The organism is Apibacter mensalis, assembly GCF_001418685.1.
GTDB lineage: Bacteria > Bacteroidota > Bacteroidia > Flavobacteriales > Weeksellaceae > Apibacter > Apibacter mensalis.
The window spans coordinates 8095-11447 of record NZ_LIVM01000019.1; the positions used below are offsets into that span (position 1 = coordinate 8095).

The following is a 3353-nucleotide window of genomic DNA, read 5'->3' on the forward strand; positions in this document are numbered from 1 at the left end:
GAATGGACCGGAGTAGAAAAAAATTCCAATGGCACATATACCGTAGTGGCAGGAAAGGCAGATAATGACAAGAAGATCTACGTCATGAAAGATGGCGAAAGAACGAGCGAAGTCATAGGTGAATCCTTAACAGAATATTCATTTCATGGCGAAGATGGACAGGCAATATTAGGAGCAGTGATTAATCCAAATGATACCAGTGGTATAGATTTTTTAAATAATGAGATCATAGATATTCCTTACTTAAATTTAGCCTACTACATGAAAAACGCTACCGGAGGAGGAAAATATGATTTTAAAACTAGGGGAATCGATGAAGATTTAAGTGAAGAAAAGAAAAACCAATACAAATATCGAGGCGTATTATTTCAAGGAGTACGAGGATTTTCCCAAGGATCAGCTGGAGGAACAACTACTTTTGCTTCCGCGCGAGATATAGGAAATTTGGGAGCCGGATATGTAGCAGGAAGTAATGGTATGCCTTGGGATGTGGCAAGATTAGGCTTTGATGGTTTGGAAACTAAACAGAAGTATAATTCATTTAACCCAATAAAATGGAGATCATGGGAGGTAGAAGGTCAACCAACATATAGAGCTGAGCGTGTTGGTCATAATGCAGGTATGCGAATATTTAAACAAAAACTGCTTCTATCTGCTTTTAGAAGTTTTCCAAATTTTATATATTAAAAAAGGAATTATATATGAAGAAGAAGAAAATTATAGTAATAATAATCAGTATAATATTATTGTTTTTAATATTAGATTTTTGGAATGAAATGTCGAGAAAGTATTACTGTTTAACAGAAGATAAATGTATAACCGTATGGAAAAGATCAGATGGATATTGTTATATCATACCCGGAAAATATACCAGTTGGTTTAAACCGAAAGATAATTATATTAAAGCTGATAATTTAGATGATGGATTTGGGATTTATTGGTTTAATAATAATCCTAAAGAAATTATAGTAGATTCATATAATTATTCTATTGTTAATAATAATAAAGATAATATCCAAATGTTAGAGTATAATAAGAATCCTAAATATTTTGAAAACTTATTATACGATGCAGATGGATTAGGAGACCTCTATTTAAAAGGAACAGTATCAAAACTTTTAATTGATATTAAAGATGGATATGCTTTTACAAATGATGGTAGAAAATTATAATTTATTGATATTATGTAAAAAAAGCGGAACTGAAAAGTTCCGCTTTTTTATTGAATTATACATATTACTCAGACCCCACAATTCCAGTTCATCGTAGATAATAAGAGCTTAAATAAAAGAAGATTTATCGAGGTAACAGAGGGAATAAAGAGTAAAACTATTTTTTTATCTTTAAACTAATTAGTATTTTTACCACTCCGACCATTTGGAGGGCGTTGCGTTAAAAAATGCATGAGAATCATTTTAGCGACGAGCCAGCCTGTCGCGAGGGAAAGTTATATTACTAACTTAGACGGCGAAATCGTACAACATGTAGAATATTTACCGTTTGGAGAAGTGTTTATAGAAGAAAGAAATAACAGTTGGAATACCCCTTATTTGTTCAATAGTAAAGAGTTGGATGAAGAGACCGGAATATACTATTACGGCGCAAGATACTACAACCCGAGGGAGAGTGTGTGGTTAAGTGCCGATCCATTAAGCGGTTACAACCCAGTTCTGGAGAGAGAGCATTACATAGACGGGCAACACAACGGGGGAGTATATAACTCATTTAATCATAATACGTATATTTATTGTTATCAAAGCCCTGTTAAGCTGGTTGATCCCAACGGAAAGCAGGTATCAGCAGTTTATGGTTTAGATTCAGCGGAATTATTAAGTCCATCAAATTTTAATACTTCTACTTCAAGAATGACAGGAGCTATCTATGGAACGGGTAGAACGTTAAATTATTTAGGAAATAATAATGTTTCGACTCGAGGAAAATTGGCTAATACTACAAAAGGTACTTCCATAGCCTCTCAGTACTTTAGAGAAAAGTTTGGAAATAAACTATTGCCTAAACCATTAAGGTTATCTGGGGAAAATTTATCAAGAATAAACAAGCCTTTAGGTCCTATTTATTCAAATAATTTAGGGGGAGCTATAGGAAGACTTACTCCTGTGGTAGGAAGAGGATTAGTAGTAGGAGGAGTAGGAATGTCAATATATAATATATCAACTTCAGATAATAAACCAATAGCCACAATAAGAGAATCAGGAATTTGGGGCGGAGCAATAGCTGGAGCAGAAACTGGAGCAACACTTGGTGGCGCCATTGGAGGCCCATTAGGAGCAACGGCAGGCGGAATAGGAGGCGGAATATTAGGAGGCGTAGCAGGAGAGTCAGCTGTAAAGAGTCTGCTTGAACCTATAACCCCATGTGGCTCATGTAACAGACCAAGTGATAATTATTTGGAAAGCGGAATGAGAATAGATGGAGGCTTACGAGCTATTCAAGATAGAATTAATCAAAATCAACAAAATCTAAATAATTAATGTTATGAAAGAATTAACATTAGATAATCTAGAAAAGATTATCTTAAAAAGATTAGGTTTTGATGATATTAAGTTTACGAAAGATACTGTTTTACGTACATACATAGATGGAGATGATGTGCTTTATTTATTAGAAGAATTAATGAATAGATTTAACGTGACTTTTGAAAATTTTGACTTTACAAGGTATTATCATGAGGAATCAGAAATTATTAAAGTAATAAATTGGTTTGGTTTAAAAAAGATGAGAAAAATAGAACATGAATTAACAATAGGCGAGTTATATGAATATATGAAGAATAATAAAAAGCAAGAATAAATTATAAACAACCCCGCAACTTGCGGGGTTGTTACTAGAAATTAATTTTCTAAAAGAAGAAGAAAAACTTTAAACAAGAAGATAAAAAAATAATTACTTTTAACATTTTACCAACACCTAAAACAGATAGGAGACAATTTAAAACATCTGAAGGAGAAATAGTTCACGAAAAAACAGGAGCTGTATATCGTAAATCCAATACCACCCATAGAGGTAAAGAAGGAGAGTTTAAGATATGGCCTAAGGGCACTAAGGATTTTGGAAAAACCAGTAAGACCACAGGACAGAGAATTACCACGGACCAAAACGGGAAGATAATAGGCCATTAAAAGAGAAGAAATTATGAAGAAAAAAGAAAAAATCGAAGAAAAATATTTTGAAGATATATTTTATCCTATCAAGAAGTTATGGAAAGGTGTTTATTATTTACCTAATGTAAAGAACACAAAGACATGTGTTGAATCAATTGCAGAAAATTATGATGAAGTCGATTATATTACACAATTTGAAAATAAAATTAAGTATAATGAATGGGATCTTAT

5 protein-coding genes are annotated in these 3353 nt (G+C 32.8%); all 5 read left to right on the forward strand.

Going from position 1 to position 3353, the window contains the following annotated elements; translation table 11 throughout:
- Positions 1-687 (forward strand): hypothetical protein (locus ASC36_RS09925; protein WP_221400584.1); only part of this gene is annotated, 687 nt, incomplete at its 5' end.
- A 14-nt stretch (positions 688-701) separates the two neighbouring features.
- Positions 702-1172 (forward strand): hypothetical protein, encoded by a 471-nt coding sequence (locus tag ASC36_RS09930; protein WP_055426345.1) that lies wholly within the window; start codon positions 702-704, stop codon positions 1170-1172.
- A gap of 231 nt (positions 1173-1403) precedes the next feature.
- Positions 1404-2492, forward strand: a complete 1089-nt coding sequence (locus tag ASC36_RS10980; RefSeq protein WP_055426346.1) for an RHS repeat domain-containing protein — start codon at positions 1404-1406, stop codon at positions 2490-2492.
- A gap of 4 nt (positions 2493-2496) precedes the next feature.
- Positions 2497-2811, forward strand: coding sequence for a DUF1493 family protein (locus ASC36_RS09940; RefSeq protein ID WP_055426347.1), 315 nt, complete (start codon positions 2497-2499; stop codon positions 2809-2811).
- 342 nt (positions 2812-3153) lie between these two features.
- On the forward strand, positions 3154-3353 hold a 200-nt coding region (locus ASC36_RS09945), incomplete at its 3' end, for a hypothetical protein (RefSeq protein WP_141656265.1).

Bases quoted from the DNA above. Each gene is read 5' to 3' on its own strand.
- ASC36_RS09930 (WP_055426345.1), top strand. From the start codon at position 702: ATGAAGAAGAAGAAAATTATAGTAATAATAATCAGTATAATATTATTG.
- ASC36_RS10980 (WP_055426346.1), top strand. From the start codon at position 1,404: ATGAGAATCATTTTAGCGACGAGCCAGCCTGTCGCGAGGGAAAGTTAT.
- ASC36_RS09940 (WP_055426347.1), top strand. From the start codon at position 2,497: ATGAAAGAATTAACATTAGATAATCTAGAAAAGATTATCTTAAAAAGA.